The organism is Mesorhizobium sp. B2-8-5 (assembly GCF_006440675.2).
In the GTDB taxonomy this organism is placed as follows: Bacteria; Pseudomonadota; Alphaproteobacteria; order Rhizobiales; family Rhizobiaceae; genus Mesorhizobium.
In genome coordinates this window covers 284,857-300,920 of the sequence record NZ_CP083951.1, presented here as the reverse complement: position 1 = coordinate 300,920, position 16,064 = coordinate 284,857, and the positions used below count along the sequence as shown (strand labels likewise).

The 16,064-nt window shown below is 63.8% G+C and carries 15 protein-coding genes; 13 read left to right on the top strand and 2 right to left on the bottom strand.

Features of this window, described 5'->3' with window-relative positions; translation table 11 throughout:
- Window positions 1–9 precede the first annotated feature (9 nt).
- Together dgoD and FJ430_RS01400 are read right to left on the bottom strand one after the other, a co-directional pair.
- Window positions 10–1,158 carry a galactonate dehydratase gene (gene dgoD / locus FJ430_RS01405; protein WP_140702359.1) on the bottom strand — a complete coding sequence of 383 codons (1,149 nt, stop codon included), beginning with the start codon at window positions 1,156–1,158 and terminating at the stop codon, window positions 10–12.
- Window positions 1,159–1,172: 14 nt separating this feature from the next.
- Window positions 1,173–1,862: a FadR/GntR family transcriptional regulator gene (locus FJ430_RS01400; protein WP_140644844.1), complete on the bottom strand. Its 690-nt coding sequence runs from the start codon at window positions 1,860–1,862 to the stop codon at window positions 1,173–1,175.
- A 268-nt stretch (window positions 1,863–2,130) separates the two neighbouring features.
- Between FJ430_RS01400 and FJ430_RS01395 the strand changes: the two genes are divergently transcribed.
- From FJ430_RS01395 to FJ430_RS01335, 13 genes are all read left to right on the top strand, one after another.
- Window positions 2,131–3,123, top strand: a complete 993-nt coding sequence (locus FJ430_RS01395) for an arabinose ABC transporter substrate-binding protein (RefSeq protein WP_140702368.1) — start codon at window positions 2,131–2,133, stop codon at window positions 3,121–3,123.
- Window positions 3,124–3,190: 67 nt separating this feature from the next.
- Window positions 3,191–4,702: an L-arabinose ABC transporter ATP-binding protein AraG gene (araG, locus tag FJ430_RS01390; protein WP_140702373.1), complete on the top strand. Its 1,512-nt coding sequence runs from the start codon at window positions 3,191–3,193 to the stop codon at window positions 4,700–4,702.
- A gap of 11 nt (window positions 4,703–4,713) precedes the next feature.
- Window positions 4,714–5,664 (top strand): L-arabinose ABC transporter permease AraH, encoded by a 951-nt coding sequence (gene araH / locus FJ430_RS01385; protein WP_140702375.1) that lies wholly within the window; start codon window positions 4,714–4,716, stop codon window positions 5,662–5,664.
- Window positions 5,665–5,767: 103 nt separating this feature from the next.
- Complete coding sequence (locus FJ430_RS01380; RefSeq protein ID WP_140702377.1) at window positions 5,768–6,544, top strand: SDR family oxidoreductase; 777 nt, start codon at window positions 5,768–5,770, stop codon at window positions 6,542–6,544.
- Window positions 6,545–6,912: 368 nt separating this feature from the next.
- Window positions 6,913–7,644 (top strand): FadR/GntR family transcriptional regulator, encoded by a 732-nt coding sequence (locus FJ430_RS01375; RefSeq protein WP_140702379.1) that lies wholly within the window; start codon window positions 6,913–6,915, stop codon window positions 7,642–7,644.
- Window positions 7,641–8,843, top strand: coding sequence for a PLP-dependent transferase (locus FJ430_RS01370; RefSeq protein WP_140702381.1), 1,203 nt, complete (start codon window positions 7,641–7,643; stop codon window positions 8,841–8,843). The genes FJ430_RS01375 and FJ430_RS01370 overlap by 4 nt, the downstream gene beginning before the upstream one ends.
- A 25-nt stretch (window positions 8,844–8,868) precedes the next feature.
- Window positions 8,869–10,146, top strand: a complete 1,278-nt coding sequence (locus FJ430_RS01365) for an ABC transporter substrate-binding protein (protein WP_140702383.1) — start codon at window positions 8,869–8,871, stop codon at window positions 10,144–10,146.
- Between the two features lie 232 nt (window positions 10,147–10,378).
- Window positions 10,379–11,302: a carbohydrate ABC transporter permease gene (locus FJ430_RS01360; RefSeq protein WP_140702385.1), complete on the top strand. Its 924-nt coding sequence runs from the start codon at window positions 10,379–10,381 to the stop codon at window positions 11,300–11,302.
- On the top strand, window positions 11,302–12,150 hold the full coding sequence (locus FJ430_RS01355; RefSeq protein WP_140702387.1) for a carbohydrate ABC transporter permease: 849 nt from the start codon (window positions 11,302–11,304) through the stop codon (window positions 12,148–12,150). The genes FJ430_RS01360 and FJ430_RS01355 overlap by 1 nt, the downstream gene beginning before the upstream one ends.
- A 3-nt stretch (window positions 12,151–12,153) precedes the next feature.
- Window positions 12,154–13,221 carry an ABC transporter ATP-binding protein gene (locus FJ430_RS01350; protein WP_140702389.1) on the top strand — a complete coding sequence of 356 codons (1,068 nt, stop codon included), beginning with the start codon at window positions 12,154–12,156 and terminating at the stop codon, window positions 13,219–13,221.
- 202 nt (window positions 13,222–13,423) lie between these two features.
- The gene (locus tag FJ430_RS01345) at window positions 13,424–13,909 is read left to right on the top strand and encodes a hypothetical protein (RefSeq protein WP_140702391.1); all 486 of its coding nucleotides are present in this window, start codon (window positions 13,424–13,426) and stop codon (window positions 13,907–13,909) included.
- A 115-nt stretch (window positions 13,910–14,024) separates the two neighbouring features.
- A complete protein-coding gene (locus FJ430_RS01340; RefSeq protein ID WP_140702393.1) occupies window positions 14,025–15,464 on the top strand; it encodes an aldehyde dehydrogenase family protein in 1,440 nt (479 codons plus the stop codon).
- A gap of 14 nt (window positions 15,465–15,478) precedes the next feature.
- The gene (locus tag FJ430_RS01335) at window positions 15,479–16,060 is read left to right on the top strand and encodes a DUF1349 domain-containing protein (protein WP_140702395.1); all 582 of its coding nucleotides are present in this window, start codon (window positions 15,479–15,481) and stop codon (window positions 16,058–16,060) included.
- Window positions 16,061–16,064 lie beyond the last annotated feature (4 nt).

The window sequence follows — 16,064 nt, the reverse complement described above, 5'->3', positions numbered from 1 at the left end:
GTGCCCGGCTTACCATTCGGCGAACGAACCGTCCTTGTGGCGCCAGATCGGGTTGCGCCAGCGGTGACCTTCCTTGGCGCGCTCCTTCACATAGTCCTCGTCGATCTCGACCCCCAGGCCCGGGCCCTCGGGGATGGCGACATAGCCGTCCTCGTAACGGAAGACGTCCTTGTTGGCGGCATAGTCGAGCAGGTCGTTGCCGGCATTGTAGTGGATGCCCAGGCTCTGCTCCTGGATGAAGCAATTGTAGCTCACGGCGTCGAGTTGCAGGCACGCGGCCAGCGCGATCGGTCCCAGCGGACAGTGCGGCGCCACCGCCACGTCATAGGCTTCCGCCATCGCCGCGATCTTGCGGCATTCGGTGATGCCGCCGGCATGCGACAGATCGGGCTGGATGATGTCGACGACCGCTTCCTCGAACACCGACTTGAAATCCCAGCGGCTGTAGAGCCGTTCGCCGAGCGCGATCGGCGTCGAGCCGAGCGCGGCGATCTCCTTCAGCGCCTCGCGGTTTTCGCTCAGCACCGGCTCCTCGATGAACATCAGCCGGTAGGGCTCCAGTTCCTTGACCAGGATGCGCGCCATCGGCCGGTGCACGCGGCCGTGGAAATCGACGGCGATGCCGATATCGGGGCCGACCGACTCGCGCACCATGGCAACCCGCTCGACCGCGGCATCGATCCTGTCATGGCTGTCGACGATCTGCAGTTCCTCGGTGCCGTTCATCTTGAGCGCCTGGAAGCCGCGCGCCACGACATCCCTGGCGCCGGCGGCGACTTCGGCCGGCCGGTCGCCGCCGATCCACGAATAGACCTTGATCGTCTCGCGCAGCTTGCCGCCGAGCAATTCATGCACCGGCACGCCGAGCGCCTTGCCCTTGATGTCCCATAGCGCCTGGTCGATGCCGGCGATGGCGCTCATCAGGATCGGCCCGCCGCGATAGAAGCCGCCGCGATGCATCACCGTCCAATGATCCTCGATCAGACGCGGATCCTTACCGATCAGATAGTCGGCCAGTTCCTTGACCGCCGCTTCGACCGTCAGCGCCTTGCCTTCGACCACCGGCTCGCCCCAGCCGCTGATGCCGGCATCGGTCTCGATCTTGAGGAACAGCCAGCGCGGCGGAACGATATAGGTGGTCAGAGCGGTGATCTTCATGCGGTCGGCCGGTCTCAGTTGTTTTTCAGTTTCTTGGCGCTGACGAGGTCGCGCGCGGCGAGATCGAGTATCTTGTTGGCCGCGTTTCGCGCAGCCACGGCGTCGCGCATCCGCAGCGCCTCGACCACCTCGCCGTGAGCCGCCGCCGCTTCTCTGCGCCTGACCGGCGAGATCGTCGCCGTGGCTTCCAGCGAAAACAGCAGCGCCGTGTCGATCAGCTTGCCGATCTGGCGGAAGATCGGGTTGTGGCTCGCGCCATAGACGATCTGGTGGAAGACGATGTCGGAGCGCGAGAATTGCGTCAGGTCCTCGCCGGCGCCGGCCATGCCTTGCCAGGCTGCTTCGAGGTCGGCGATCTCCTGCAACGTCGCGCGCGTTGCCGCGAGTTCGGCGACCAGCGGCTCGATGGCGCGGCGGGTTTCGAGGATCGCGTCGAACAATTTGTCGTCCAGCGCATGCGGCGCATGCCAGGCCAGCACCTGCGGATCGATGATGTTCCATTTGTCCTGGTCGCAGACGACCGTGCCGACGCGTGGCCGGGACAGCACCAGCCCCTTGGCCGCCAGCACCTTCAGGGCTTCGCGTATGACGGTACGGCTGACGCCATATTCGATGCCGAGATCGTTCTCGGTCGGCAGCGACGATCCGGCCGGATAGCGGCCCGAGAAAATGTCGGAGGCGAGCGCTCTTGTCACATCCGGCATGACGCGCGGGCGACGCGCCGTCTCGCGCTCCTCCGTCGCCTCGTCAGCCTTCTTCGGTGTCTCGTTCACCTCAGCCCCTCCTCCAAGGCAGCGAACCCTGGTTTGCGCGCGCCCGGCCCGGCCTTAGCGGATACCGGTGATTTGCGCCAGCGCTACTGATCGGACTATTTAAATCATTTATCATACCAGATCAATTGACGTGTATGATGAAATTGATTAATGACGGGAGACCCGGGCTCGGCGCCCGGCCGTTCGCTGGGAGGTAAACATGCGACTTTTGAAAACCGCGCTCGTCGCGGGCGCTCTCGCCGTCTTGTCGGTCACAACAATCGCGTCTGCCTATGCGCAGGACACCAAGATCGGCTTCATCGTCAAACAGCCCGAGGAACCCTGGTTCCAGGACGAATGGAAATTCGCTGACCAGGCTGCCAAGGAAAAGGGCTTCACCCTCGTCAAGATCGGTGCCGAAGACGGCGAGAAGCTGATGTCGGCGATCGACAATCTCGGCGCCCAAGGCGCGCAAGGCTTCGTCGTCTGCACGCCTGATGTGAAGCTCGGCCCGGGCATCGTCGCCAAGGCGGCCGCCAACAATCTGAAGCTGATGACGGTGGACGATCGCCTCGTCGGCGCTGACGGCAAGCCGCTCGAAGACGTGCCGCATATGGGCATCTCCGCCACCAAGATCGGCGAGGCGGTGGGTCAGGCCATCCTCGACGAGATGAAGGCGCGGGGCTGGAAGATGGACGAGGTCGGCGCGATCCGCGTTTCCTATGACCAGCTGCCGACTGCCGTCGACCGCGTCGAGGGTGCGATCTCGGTGCTGAAGGCCGCCGGCTTCAAGGCGGAAAACATTTTCGACGCACCGCAGGCCAAGACCGACACGGAAGCCGCGCTCAATGCCGCGACCGTGGTGCTCAATGCCCATGCCGACATCAAGAAGTGGATTGCCTTCGGCCTCAATGACGAGGCGGTGCTGGGCGCCGTGCGCGCTTCCGAAAGCGTCGGCATTCCGGCCGACGGCATGATCGGCGTCGGCATCGGCGGCGCGGAATCGGCGATCAACGAGTTCAAGAAACCGGCCGCGACCGGCTTCGTTGGCACGGTGATCATCTCGCCGAAGCGCCATGGTTACGAGACGGCGCTGAACATGTATGACTGGATCGCCAACAACAAGGAGCCGGCAAAGCTTACGCTGACCTCCGGCGCGCTGGCCAAGCGCGACGACTATCAGAAGGTGCGCAAGGACCTCGGCATCGAATAGCCTTCCCTGTACAAACAGGCGGCGGCTTGATGCTGCCGCCCGTTTGGCATGCTCAAGGATCTAGGCCGTGTCCTTTCTCCAATTTTCCAACATCAGCAAGACCTATCCGGGCGTCAGGGCTCTGTCCGGCGTGTCGTTCGGCGTCGAAAAGGGCGCCGTGCACGGATTGATGGGCGAGAACGGCGCCGGCAAATCCACCCTCATCAAGATCCTGTCCGGCGACCAGCATGCCGATGCCGGCGAGATAAGCATCGACGGCAAGGTCCAGGCCTATGCCTCGACCAGGAATGCCTTCGACAACGGCGTCATCGTCATCCATCAGGAATTGCAGCTGGTGCCCGAGCTGACCGTCGCCGAAAATCTCAGCCTCGGCCGGTTTCCGGCGAGCGGAGGCGTCATCGCCCGCCGCCGCATGCTCGACGATGTCGGCGCCAAGCTGAAGTCGGCCGGCATCGACATCGATATGCGCCGCAAGGTCAAGACGCTCTCGATCGGCGAACGCCAGATGGTCGAGATCGCAAAGGCCGTGATGCTCGACGCCCGCGTCATCGCGCTCGACGAGCCGACCTCGTCGCTGTCCTCGCGCGAAAGCGCGATCCTGTTTAAGCTGATCGACCGGCTGCGCGGCGAGGGCAAGGTCATCATCTATGTCTCGCACCGCCTCGACGAGGTGTTCCGCCTCTGCGACAGCCTGACGGTGCTGCGCGACGGCAAGCTCGCCGCGCATCACGCATCGCTGAAAGATGTGACGCGCGATCAGGTCGTTGCCGAAATGGTCGGTCGCGAGATTTCCGACATTTGGGGTTTTCGGCCGCGAAAGCCGGGAAAGGTCCGCCTCAAGGCCGATAATCTGAGCGGCGCCAGATTGCGGACGCCGGCAAGCTTCGAAGCTCGCGCCGGCGAGATCGTCGGCTTCTTCGGCCTGATCGGCGCCGGACGCTCGGAGCTGATGCGGCTGGTCTTCGGCGCCGATCCGCGCTCGGGCGGCACGATCGCCGTCGACGGCACCGCGATTGCCGCCGTCAGCCCGCATGACGCGATCCGCGCCGGCATTGTGCTCTGCTCCGAGGATCGCAAGCATGACGGCATCATCCAGGGCCGCTCGATCGAGGAGAACATCAACATCTCGTCCAGGCGCCATCACACGCGCTTCGGGGTGCTCAGCCGCGCCAGCGAGATCGCGACGGCTGAAACCTTCATCAAGAAGCTCAAGGTGCGCACGCCTTCGCGCAGGCAGGACATCGTCAACCTGTCCGGCGGCAACCAGCAGAAGGTCATCCTTGGCCGCTGGCTGTCCGAGCAGGGCATACGCGTTTTGATCGTCGACGAGCCGACGCGCGGCATCGATGTCGGCGCCAAGTCGGAGATCTACGAGCTGCTCTACCAGCTCGCAGAGGACGGCATGGCGATCGTCGTCGTCTCCTCCGAGCTGCCGGAAGTGATGGGCATCTGCGACCGCATCCTGGTGATGTGCGGCGGGCGCATCAGCGCCGAGCTCACGCGCGGCCAGTTCGCCGAAAAGGCAATCCTGGCCGCGGCCCTTCCAGACAAGAAAACCCCCGACGCGATCGCATCCTGAGGACACCCGCCATGACCGACCGGTTGAAGAAGATACTGCTCGGCGAGCAGGGCCTCGTCGTGATCTTCATCGTCGCCTTCGCGCTGGTGTCGCTGCTGGTGCCGAACTTCCTCACCGACCGCAACATGCTGGGCCTGCTGCAATCGGTGGTCACCGTTGGCATCGTCGCCTGCACGATGATGTTCTGCCTCGCAGCGCGCGACTTCGACCTGTCGGTCGGCTCCATCGTCGCCTTCGCCGGCATGGTCGCGGTGATGGCCTCGAACGCCACAGGTTCGATCCTGCTTGGCCTTATCGCGGCGATCGCTTGCGGCGCCGTCGTCGGCTGGGTCAACGGCGTCGTCATCGCCAAATTCCGCATCAATGCTCTGATCACCACCTTGGCCACCATGCAGATCGTGCGCGGTTTCGCGCTGATCTCGTCGGACGGCCGCGCCGTCGGCATCAACAACCCGGACTTCTACCAGCTTGCCTTGTCGAAGCTGCTCGGCATACCGACGCCGATCTGGGTGCTGGCGGTGCTCTTCGCCATTTTCGGCTTCGTGCTCAACAGCACCGTCTTCGGCAAGAACACGCTGGCCATCGGCGGCAATCCGGAAGCCTCGCGCCTTGCCGGCGTCAATGTCGACAGGACGCGCATCTGGATCTTCACGCTGCAGGGCGTGGTCTGCGGCATCGCCGGCATCCTGCTTGCCTCGCGCATCACCTCGGGCCAGCCCAACGCCGCGGTCGGGCTCGAATTGTCGGTGATCTCGGCCTGCGTGCTCGGCGGCGTCTCGCTTGCGGGCGGCAGGGCCACGATGTCGGGCGTCATCGTCGGCGTGCTGATCATGGGCATCGCCGAGAACGCGATGAACCTGCTCAACATCCCGGCCTTCTACCAATATATCGTCAGGGGCGTGATCCTGCTTCTGGCGGTCCTGCTCGACAATCTGCGTTCCTCGGCATTGGGCCGGCGCTGAGCCGGCATGTCGATGTCGGGCCGACAGGGCTGAAGAGACTCGTTTCCGGCCAGACCTTCACGGGCTGGGATCGCCATGGCCGTCTTCGACTGGAGTGACGACGATGACTGAACGCCTTTCAGGCAAACGCATCTTTCTCACCGGCGCCGCTCAGGGGATCGGGCTCGCCATCGCCGAAGCCTGCCTGGCCGAGGGGGCGGGTTTGTTCATGATCGATCGCGACGGCGAGCTCCTGGACAAAGCCGCCTCCGGCCTGTTGGCGCCGCGCGGGCGTCTCGGATACTGCCGGGCCGATATAACCGATGCCTCGGCGGTCGCGTCGGCTGTCGCCCGCGCGGGCGAGGAAATCGGCCCGGTCAACGCGCTGATCAACAATGCGGGGATGAATGTCTTCTCGACGCCGCTCGACGCCAGCGAAGAGGAGTGGAACCGCAATTTCGACGTCAACGTCAAAGGCGCGTGGAATTGCAGCAAGGCGGTCTTGCCGGGCATGCTGGCAAGCGGCGGCGGGGCGATTCTCAACGTCGCCTCCACGCACGCATTCACCATCATTCCGCATACCTTCCCCTATCCCGTCGCCAAGCATGCGCTGCTCGGCCTGACCAGGTCGCTGGCGCTCGAATATGCCGGCCGGGGCGTGCGCGTGAACGCGCTGGCGCCCGGCTATGTCGCCACCCAGAAGGTCATCGACTACTGGAACAGTTTCGACGATCCGGAGGCCGCGCGCGCCAAGACGCTGGCGCTGCATCCGGGCGGGCGGATCGCCACGCCGGAAGAGATCGCCATGGCGGCGGTCTTTCTCGTCTCCGACGAGTGTCCCTTCATCAACGCCGCCTGCCTCGTCGCGGATGGAGGCCTGAGCGTGCTTCACCACCCCTGAGACAAGCCATGAACCATTGATATGCCGCGGGAACTCAAAACCACCGCGACCCGGCATCAAGGGCTGACGATGGCCCGCATCGAGCTCGCCGGCGACCGCCTCCGCTATGTCATGCAGTGCGACGAGGGATCCGCCGTGTCGAAGGTCGCGGAAATCTGTCCACGAGAGGCTGAGGTCACATAGGACCCTTCAAGCTCCGCTCCAGGTCGTTGCGTATCAGCCCATGCCGGCGCGCATCCGCGCCTGAGACGGCGGGGCTGAATGGCGCATGCCCGCGCCATTCGCCAAACCTCGTTTCGACCGTTGACACATCTCCCGCTCTGTGCAGAAATTGGTTGGACCATTGAACCACTTTAGGCTCGGCCGGCGTGACCGATTTCCTGCCTCCCATCCAGACCACGGCCCGCGACGACGCGGTTCTGAAGGCGTTGGCGGGTTTCGTTCGGCAGGAGGCTCTGGGGCCTGGTGAAAGACTGCCGACAGAGCGCATCCTGGCTGAACGCCTCAAGGTCAGCCGCAACACGGTGCGTGAGGCGCTGACGCGCTGGGAAGGCCTCGGCCTTGTCGAGCGGCGGCAGGGTTCAGGCACCTACCTCAAGGCCGCCGTTTCGCCCGATATGCTGCACATGCCGCTGACGCTGTCCGGTGGCAATGATTTCGCCGGCCTGATGTCCACGCTTGAGATCCGCCGCGCGCTGGAGGCGGAGGCCGCCGCGCTCTGCGCCCTTCGTGCAGGCAAGGCCGAACTCGCCGAGATCGAGCGCAAGCTCGACCTCATGGAAGAGGCCTTCCAGACCCGCGCCGGGATGTCCTCGGAGGAGGATTGGGAGTTCCACCAGGCGATCTTCCGCGCTTCCGGCAATCCGCTGTTCGAGCAGATCATCGCCGCCATGTACGAGCTGTTCCATCGCTTCTGGGAGCATCCGCTCGGCGTGCGCGACTTCGGCCATGCCAGCTTTCCTTATCACCGGACCATCTTCAATTGCATCGCTGCGCGTGACCCCGATGGCGCTCGCGCCGAGGCGCTAAAACTCATCGCCACCGTCGAGGACGATCTGAAGCGCGGTGCCGCCAACCTCAAACTTTCGGACCGCAGATGAACGAGCAGCCCAACACCTTCGACCCGGCCTCGATGGCCAGCGACTATCTCGGCGAGGCGGCGACGCTGCTGGCGCATGACGATCCGTTCCCGGGCGGCGCCGTGGTGCCGCCGATCTACCAGACCTCGCTGTTCACCTTCGCCAGTTACGCCGACATGGCCGACACCTTCGCCGGCAGGAGAAAGCAGCCGATCTATTCGCGCGGCGACAATCCGACGGTGATGGAGTTCGAGGCGCGTGTCGCCGCCTTGGAAGGCGCCGAGGCGGCGCGCGGCTTTTCCAGCGGCATGGCGGCCATCAGCGCCACGCTGCTCGCCTTTGTCGGCGCCGGCGAGCGCATCGTTGCCGTGCGCAACTGCTATGGCGACGCGTATCGGCTGTTCGAGCGGCTGTTTCCGCGCTTGCAAATCAAGGTCGACTATGTCGACGGCGCCGACCCCGACGCGGTTGCCGCGGCACTTCCCGGCGCCAAGCTGCTCTACCTCGAAAGCCCGACCTCGATGCTGTTCGAGCTGCAGGACCTGGGGCATCTGACACGGCTGGCGAAGGAGCAGGGCATCGTCATCACCATCGACAATTCCTGGGCGACGCCCGTCTTCCAGAAGCCGATTTCGCATGGCGTCGACCTGGTGCTGCATTCGGCCTCGAAATATCTGAGCGGCCACAGCGACACCGTCGCCGGCGTGGTGGCCGGCTCCGCCGCGCATATCAAGCACATCAACGAGCAGACCTATTCGCAGCTCGGCGGCAAGCTGTCGCCCTTCGAAGGCTGGCTCTTGCTGCGCGGGCTGCGCACGCTGCCGCTGCGCTTGCCGCATCACATGAAGAGCGGACTTACGATTGCCGAGCGGCTGAAGGCGCATGGCAAGGTCGAGCGAGTCAACCATCCTGCCTATTCGAACCACCCCGGCAAGAAGACGCTTGCCGGCTATGCCGGGCTGTTTTCCTTCGAGGTCACCGAGGACGTCGACATCCCTGCCTTCGTCGATGCGCTGAAGTTCTTCCGCATTGGCGTCAGCTGGGGCGGCCATGAAAGCCTGGTCGTGCCGGCCAAGGCCTCGCTCGAGCAGACGCCGGGCATCAATTCGATGGCGCGCTTCGGCGTCAGCCCCCGAACCATCCGCTTCAATGTCGGATTGGAAAATGTCGAGGACCTCTGGGCCGACATCGCCCAGGCCTTTGACAAGTCAAAAAAATAATGGATCAAAAATGGGAGTCCTGAACATGAAAAGACTGACCTTCATGCTCGCCGCCGTCGCCGGCCTGGCGATTTCCGCCAGCGGCGCGCTAGCCGACACCACCATCAAGCTGGTCGAAGTCATCACCAGCCCGCCGCGCACCGAATTCCTGAAGAAGCAGATCGCCGAATTCGAGACCGCCAATCCGGGCATCAAGGTCGAGGTGGTCTCGCTGCCCTGGGGCCAGGCCTTCGAGAAGTTCCTCACCATGGTGCAGGCCGGCGATACGCCCGACGTCGTCGAGATGCCGGAACGCTGGATGGGCCTCTATGCCAACAATGCCCAGCTCGAGGATCTCGGCCCTTACATGGCCAAGTGGGACGACGCCAAGACGCTCGGCGACCGCGCCAAGCAGTTCGGCTCGACCGTCAACAACACCCAGTTCATGATCCCCTACGGCTACTATGTGAACGCGCTGTTCTGGAACAAGAAGCTGTTCAAGGAAGCTGGTCTCGACGGCCCGCCGGCAACGCTCGATGAGTTCGTCGCCGATTCCAAGAAGATCTCGGCCATCCCCGGCAAATATGGCTACTGCCTGCGCGGTGGTCCCGGCGCCTTCCACGGCATGCACATGTTCATGAACATCGCCGACGGCAAGGGCGGCTACTTCACCGACGACGGCGTCTCGACCATCAACGACGAAGGCTCGGTCAAGGGCCTGCAGATGCTGGCCGACATGTACAAGAACGGTCTGGCGCCGAAAGATTCCGTGAGCTGGGGCTTCAACGAAACGGTGACCGGCTTCTATTCCGGCACCTGCGCCATGCTCAACCAGGACCCGGATGCGCTGCTCGGCATCGCCGACAAGATGAGCGCCGACGACTTCGCGGTTGCGCCGTTGCCGGTCGGCCCGAGCGGCAAATCCTATCCGACGCTGGGCTATGCCGGCTGGGCGATGTTCGCCAATTCCCAGCACAAGGACGAAGCCTGGAAGCTGATGGCGACGCTTTTGTCGCCGAAGGACAATCTGGAATGGGCCAAGGAAGTCGGCGTCGTGCCGATCCACAACGGCGCCGACCAGGACGCCCACTTCAAGACCGAGCAGTTCAAGGGCTGGTTCACCGAGCTCAGCGACAGCTCGAAATATGAAATGGTGACGCCGCCGACGCATCTGGAAAACCTCGGCAACTTCGTCGACCAGGTGGCGATCAAGAATTTTCAGGAAGTGCTGCTCGGCCAGAAGCCGGCCAAGGAGGTCGCCGATGAATGGGCCAAGTTCCTGACCAAGGAACAGCAGGACTGGCTGGCGAAAAACAAGAAGTAAGGCGCAGGCCTTTTTCCTTCGCCCCGTTTACGGGGAGAAGGCGGCCCGATAGGGCCGGATGAGGGGCAGCGCCGAGTTCTGAGAAGCTAGCGCCGCCCCTCATCTGCCTGCCCGTCCTTCGCAGCAGCTGCGCCGCTGCTACGGAGGGTGAACCGGCATCTTCCCTCGTTCACGGGGAGAAGGACGCTGTCGCCGTCCCCGGCACCCAATCACCACCGTAGAGCCAGAACGTATGACCTACGCAGTGTCCGAAATCCGATCCGCCGCCGCGCCGCGCAAGCGGCGCCTCAGCAAGGCCGCGATCGAGCCGTGGCTTTATCTTTCGCCGGCTATCGTCCTGCTGGTCGTCGTGCTGCTGGTGCCGCTGATCATCGGCATCAGCTATTCGTTCCGCAAATTCTCCGCCTTCAAGTCGGAATATGTCGGGCTCGGCCAGTACCAGGCGATGCTCTCCGACCAGGTGCTCGGCCAGGCGCTCGTCAACACGCTGTGGTGGACGGTGGCCAGCCTGTTCTTCCAGTTCTTTCTGGGCTTGGGTCTCGCATTGCTGCTCGACAAGCCGTTCTTCGGCCGCAAGCTCGTGCAGGCAGTTGTGTTCCTGCCCTGGGCGGTGCCGTCCTTTCTTTCAGGCCTCACTTGGGCCTGGCTGTTCAACCCGATCATCGGGCCGCTGCCACATTGGCTATTCGCCCTTGGCCTGAAGGCCGAGCCGACCAATGTGCTCTCCGATCCCGCCACCGCCATGTGGGGCCCGATCGTCGCCAACATCTGGTTCGGCATTCCCTTCTTCGCCATCACGCTGCTGGCGGCGCTGAAGTCGATCCCCTCGGAACTGCATGAGGCGGCGGCCATCGACGGCGCCTCACCCTGGCAGCGCTTCACCAAGGTGACGCTGCCCTTCCTGGCGCCGACCATCGTCATCACCGTGATGCTGCGCACCATCTGGATCGCCACCTTCGCCGACCTGATCTTCGTCATGACCGAGGGCGGGCCGGCCGGCTCGACCAGCACGGTGCCGGTCTACATCTATGTCAGCGCCTTCAAGTCGCTCGACAAGGGGTATGCATCGGCGGTGGCGGTGCTGCTTCTGGTGCTGCTCATTGCCTACGCCATCGGGCTGATCGCTATCCGCCGCACCCTGGTGAGGCACGTCTGATGATCGCCGGTCGCTCCACTTCCTCGCGCATTTTCGGCGGCATCGGGCTCTACGCGGCCATCGCGGCTTACGTGATCTTCGCGCTGTTCCCGATCTTCTGGACGCTGAAGATCTCGGTGACGCCCGAGCGCCTGCTCTATTCGGAAGGCATCACCTTTTGGCCGTCGCAGACGACCTTCCAGAACTTCGTCACCGTGCTCGAAGCCTCCGACTTTCCACGCTATTTCCTGAACAGCGTCATCGTCTCGGTGTCGACGGCCGCCTTTGTCACCGTCATCGCCACGCTTGCCGGATACGCCATGTCGCGCTTCACCTTCCGCGGCAAGGCGACGCTGGCCATCTTGCTATTGCTGACCCAGACCTTCCCGCTGGTCATGGTCATTCCGCCGATCTATCGGATCATGGGCGATCTCGGCCTGACCAACAGCCTGATCGGACTGATCATCATCTACACAGCCTTCAACACCGCCTTCGCCACTTTCCTCATGCAGTCCTTCTTCGACGGCATCCCGAGGGATCTTGAGGAGGCGGCGATGATCGACGGCTGCACCCGCGCTCAGGCGATGCGCCGGGTGATCGTGCCGCTGACCTTGCCGGGAATGGGCGCCACACTGGGTTTCGTCTTCACCGCCGCCTGGAGCGAGCTTCTGTTCGCGCTGATGCTGATCTCCAGCGACGAGCAGAAGACTTTCGCCGTCGGCCTGCTCACCTTCATCGGCAAGTTCGCCGTCGACTGGGGGCAGATGATGGCGGCGTCGATCCTGGCGCTGATTCCGGTCTGCGTCTTCTTCGCCTTCCTGCAACGCTATCTCGTCACCGGCCTCACCGCCGGCGCGGTCAAAGGATAATCGATGGCTTCCGTCACGCTGCAAAACGTCGAGAAGGATTATGGCGCGCTGCGCATCCTGCATGGCGTCGACCTCGAGATCGCCGATGGCGAGTTCGTGGTCCTGGTCGGTCCGTCCGGCTGCGGCAAGTCCACGCTCTTGCGCATGATCGCCGGCCTCGAAGAGGTCACCGGCGGTGAGATCCATATCGGCGAGCGGCTGGTCAACGACGTCGCGCCGAAGGATCGCGACATCGCCATGGTGTTCCAGTCCTACGCGCTCTATCCGCATATGGACGTCTCCTCGAATATGGGCTTCAGCCTGCTGCTGAAGAAGGCCGAGAAGACGACGATCGACGACAGGGTCGGTGCCGCCGCCAAGCGGCTTGGCCTCGACTCCTATCTCGGCCGCCTGCCGCGCCAACTCTCCGGCGGCCAGCGTCAGCGCGTCGCCATGGGCCGCGCCATCGTGCGCGATCCGAAAGTTTTTCTGTTCGATGAGCCGCTGTCCAACCTCGACGCCAAGCTGCGCGTCCATATGCGCGCCGAGATCAAGGCGCTGCACCAGCAGCTCAAGACCACGTCGGTCTACGTCACCCACGACCAGGTCGAGGCCATGACCATGGCCGACCGCATCGTCGTCATGCATGACGGCTATGTCCAGCAGGTCGGCCGTCCGCTCGAGCTTTACGACCGGCCGGCCAACACTTTCGTCGCCGGCTTCATCGGCTCGCCCGGCATGAATTTCTTGCCGGCTAAGGTCGCCAGGGGCGACAAGGTCGATGCCGTGCTCGCCGACGGCCAGAAGCTCGGATTGCCGGACGGTCTGCCGCTGCAGGATGGCGATGCGCTCACCATTGGCCTGCGGCCCGAGCATATCAGGCTGGTCGACGATGGTGCGCTGAAGGCCGAGGTCGAGGTGGTCGAGCCGCTCGGCCTGTCGACGCAGTTCTATGTCCGGCTAGCCAACCAGCAGATCTGCGTCTTCGTCATGGGACGCAGCGATGTCAGGCCGGGCGACACCATCCGCCTCGCTGCCGATCGGGCGGCGCTGCACCTCTTCGATCCAAAGAGCGGCGTTCGGATCGGCTAGCTGGCCAACAGCGACGCGTCATTGGATGGCTTCGCCAGCAACGCACCGGCGGCAGATGTGGGTGTTCAACTCGGGTACGATCGTTGCGCTGGTGATGGCGACAATTTGATCGCTCAAGGGTCGGCGCCTTCGAGAATATCGACAGGTGAATTGCGGATTTTGATTGCTAGACTCCTGCTGATTCGTCTCGACAGGAAAAGGCATGAGCAAGGCCCTCGGCACATTCGCACTGATCACGGTTTTGAGCGCTTTGCTGATGGCGCTGTCATTGGCCGTGGCGAGGCACGGCTACCCCTATGGCGCGTATGGCGTGAAGCGTCTCGACGGCATCGCCGACGCCGGCTCGTTCCTGGCGATCGCCGCCATCTATTTCTTCGGCGCCATGCTGATGATGATCTTGCCGATCCGCGCCGCCGGCATCGTGCTGACGCATGCAGCCGATGCGATCTTCTGGGCGACGATCATGCTCTTCGCGACGATCGTCGGCTCGCTGGTTGCCAGATGGGCCTTCGGCCAGCACGAGGTGCTTTGGGCGCTGTTCAACTGGCGCTTCCTGTTCGTGGCAGTGATCGTGGCGGCGCATCTCACCATGAACGAGCTTCGCCGCAACATCCTGCTCAGAAGCCTGTTCTTGGTCGCCTTCGGCGCGGTCACGCTCGCCTGCCTGTTCTGGTCATTCTCGACCTGAGTCCTAGCTTTGTCGCATATGGCTGGTAGACCTCCTGCCAGGCAATGGCTATATCATTTGTCTGACAATTGACCCGGTCGAAGGCCGCCGCGACCAAAACCCAAGGAAAAACAAGATGACCGTGCTGCGCAAAAACCTGATCGACGGCGAGTGGCTTGGCGAGGCCGGCTCTCGCAACATCAACCCTTCGAACACCAACGACGTCGTCGGCGAATACGCTTCGGCCGGGCCGGAGGAGGCCAAGCAGGCCATCGCGGCCGCCAAGGCGGCCTTTCCGGCCTGGTCGCGCTCAGGCCCGCTGGCCCGCCATGCGGTGCTGAAGAAAACCTCCGACGAGATCATGGCGCGCAAGGACGAGATCGGCCGCTCGCTGGCCCGCGAAGAGGGCAAGACGCTGGCCGAGGGCGTCGGCGAGACGATCCGGGCGGCGCAGCTCTTCGACTTCTTCGCCGGCGAGACGCTGCGTCTGTCGGGCGAGATGGTGCCTAGCGTCAGGCCCGGTGTCGGCGTCGAGATGACCCGCGAAGGCGTCGGCGTCGTCGGCATCATCACGCCGTGGAATTTCCCGATCGCCATCCCTGCCTGGAAGATCGCGCCGGCGCTGGCATACGGCAATACCATCGTCTTCAAGCCGGCCGAGCTGGTGCCTGAAAGCGCCTGGACCATCGTCGACATCCTGCATCGCGCTGGTCTGCCCAAGGGCGTGCTCAACCTCGTCATGGGCAAGGGCTCGGTGGTCGGCCAGGCGATGCTCGACAGCCCCGACGTCAACGCCATCTCCTTCACCGGCTCGGTCGGCACCGGCAAGCGCGTCGCTGCCGCAAGCGTCGAGCACATGCGCAAGTTCCAGCTCGAAATGGGCGGCAAGAATCCGCTCGTGGTGCTCGATGACGCCGATCTGGCCGTCGCCGTCGATTGCGCCGTCAACGGCGCCTATTTCTCGACCGGACAGCGCTGCACGGCCTCCTCGCGTCTGATCGTCACCGAGGCCATCCACGACCGCTTCGTCGACGCGATCAAGGAGCGGCTGGACAAGCTCGTCATCGGCGATGCGCTGGATGCCAAGACCCAGATCGGCCCGGTCGTCGACCAGACCCAGCTCAAGCAGGACGAGGATTATATCGCCATCGGCCGCCAGGAAGGCGCCGAGCTTGCCTTCGGCGGCGACCGGCTGGAGCGTGAGACGCCCGGCTTCTATCTGCAACCGGCGCTGTTTGTTGGCTCCACCAATGCTATGCGCATCTCGCGCGAGGAGATTTTTGGTCCTGTCGCCAACGTCATTCGAGTCAAGGATTATGACGAAGCCCTGGCTGTCGCCAACGACACGCCGTTCGGCCTCACCTCCGGCATCTGCACCACCAGCCTGAAGCACGCGACCCATTTCAAGCGCAATTCCGAAGCCGGCATGGTGATGGTCAACTTGCCGACGGCGGGCGTCGACTTCCACGTGCCGTTCGGCGGCCGCAAGGGTTCGAGCTACGGCCCGCGCGAGCAGGGCCGCTACGCCATGGAGTTCTACACCACGGTGAAGACCGCCTATACATTCGCCGGCTAATCGAAGAGGGATCGATGACGTCAGCCCTGGACGACATGACATGGCTCAACCCGCCGCCGCACCATACGGTCGGCGGCGGCACGCTCACCGTTCGGACGGGCAAGGAGACCGATTTCTGGCGCGAGACCTTTTATGGCTTCTGGCGCGACAACGGCCATTTCCTCTCCCGCCCGGTCGAGGGAGACTTCAGCGCAGAGGTCACCGTCAAGGGCGATTACAAGGTGCTCTACGATCAGGCGGGGCTGATGCTGCGCCTGAGCGAAACGTACTGGATCAAGGCCGGCATCGAATACACCGACGGGCTGGCCTACTTCTCCGTCGTCGTCACCAACGACACCTCCGACTGGTCGCTGGTCGCCATTGCTGCCGGCAAGGACGGCGTCCGGATCCGCCTGACCCGTCACGCCGAGGCGATCCGCATCCAGTATCTGGACGCTTCGGATGGCCACTGGAAGCCCGTGCGGCTGGCCTATTTCCCGATATCGAAAACGGTCGATGTCGGCATGATGTGCTGCTCGCCGCAGCGCGAGGGTTTCGAGGTCACCTTTTCGGACTTCACCGTCGGGGCGCCCATCTCGCGGGAATTGCACGACTGACGCG

Bases quoted from the DNA above. Each gene is read 5' to 3' on its own strand.
- FJ430_RS01335 (WP_140702395.1), top strand. From the start codon at position 15,479: ATGACGTCAGCCCTGGACGACATGACATGGCTCAACCCGCCGCCGCAC.
- FJ430_RS01350 (WP_140702389.1), top strand. From the start codon at position 12,154: ATGGCTTCCGTCACGCTGCAAAACGTCGAGAAGGATTATGGCGCGCTG.
- FJ430_RS01370 (WP_140702381.1), top strand. From the start codon at position 7,641: ATGAACGAGCAGCCCAACACCTTCGACCCGGCCTCGATGGCCAGCGAC.
- araH (WP_140702375.1), top strand. From the start codon at position 4,714: ATGACCGACCGGTTGAAGAAGATACTGCTCGGCGAGCAGGGCCTCGTC.
- dgoD (WP_140702359.1), bottom strand. From the start codon at position 1,158: ATGAAGATCACCGCTCTGACCACCTATATCGTTCCGCCGCGCTGGCTG.
- FJ430_RS01380 (WP_140702377.1), top strand. From the start codon at position 5,768: ATGACTGAACGCCTTTCAGGCAAACGCATCTTTCTCACCGGCGCCGCT.
- FJ430_RS01400 (WP_140644844.1), bottom strand. From the start codon at position 1,862: ATGCCGGATGTGACAAGAGCGCTCGCCTCCGACATTTTCTCGGGCCGC.
- FJ430_RS01355 (WP_140702387.1), top strand. From the start codon at position 11,302: ATGATCGCCGGTCGCTCCACTTCCTCGCGCATTTTCGGCGGCATCGGG.
- FJ430_RS01360 (WP_140702385.1), top strand. From the start codon at position 10,379: ATGACCTACGCAGTGTCCGAAATCCGATCCGCCGCCGCGCCGCGCAAG.
- FJ430_RS01340 (WP_140702393.1), top strand. From the start codon at position 14,025: ATGACCGTGCTGCGCAAAAACCTGATCGACGGCGAGTGGCTTGGCGAG.
- FJ430_RS01345 (WP_140702391.1), top strand. From the start codon at position 13,424: ATGAGCAAGGCCCTCGGCACATTCGCACTGATCACGGTTTTGAGCGCT.
- FJ430_RS01365 (WP_140702383.1), top strand. From the start codon at position 8,869: ATGAAAAGACTGACCTTCATGCTCGCCGCCGTCGCCGGCCTGGCGATT.
- FJ430_RS01395 (WP_140702368.1), top strand. From the start codon at position 2,131: ATGCGACTTTTGAAAACCGCGCTCGTCGCGGGCGCTCTCGCCGTCTTG.